Raw genomic sequence first — 444 nt, 5'->3', positions numbered from 1 at the left:
ATGCGTTCGGCATTTTGCAGGCATTTATTGGCGCCTCCGCCGTAGGCGCGGGCCAGGCCGCCGGTGCCCAATTGGATGCCGCCGTACCAGCGGATTACCAGCACCGCGACCTGATCAAACCCTTGTGCCTCGATGGCCGCCAGAATCGGCCGTCCAGCGGTGCCACCGGGTTCGCCGTCGTCATTGCTGCGGTATTGGTCAGCGAGCTTCCAGGCCCAGCAGTTGTGCGTGGCGTTCAAGTCGCTGTGCTGCTCGAAAAACGCCTGGGCATCTTGTGGGCTGGTGATGGGGCCGGCGAGGGTAATGAATCGGCTTTTGCGTATTTCTTCACGAAACTCGCAAAGGCCGGTGAGCGTGAAAGGCATAAGTCGCTTCGTTTAATAGGCGGGCTTGACGCCACAGCCTTTGAGAATGATGTGGATCAGGTTGGTGCCGGCGTCTTCC

At 60.1% G+C, this 444-nt stretch carries 1 protein-coding gene; it reads right to left on the bottom strand.

Going from position 1 to position 444, the window contains the following annotated elements; all coding sequences use genetic code 11:
• The coding region (locus SOP95_RS31650; RefSeq protein ID WP_323609535.1) for an IMPACT family protein at nucleotides 1-365 on the bottom strand (365 nt) is incomplete at its 3' end.
• Nucleotides 366-444: the final 79 nt, after the last annotated feature.

Origin of the sequence: Pseudomonas sp. YuFO8, assembly GCF_035065025.1 — a bacterium.
Lineage (GTDB): Bacteria > Pseudomonadota > Gammaproteobacteria > Pseudomonadales > Pseudomonadaceae > Aquipseudomonas > Aquipseudomonas putida_AE.
The sequence above is the reverse complement of the archived record's forward strand: the minus strand, read 5'-3'. Positions and strand labels throughout refer to the sequence as shown.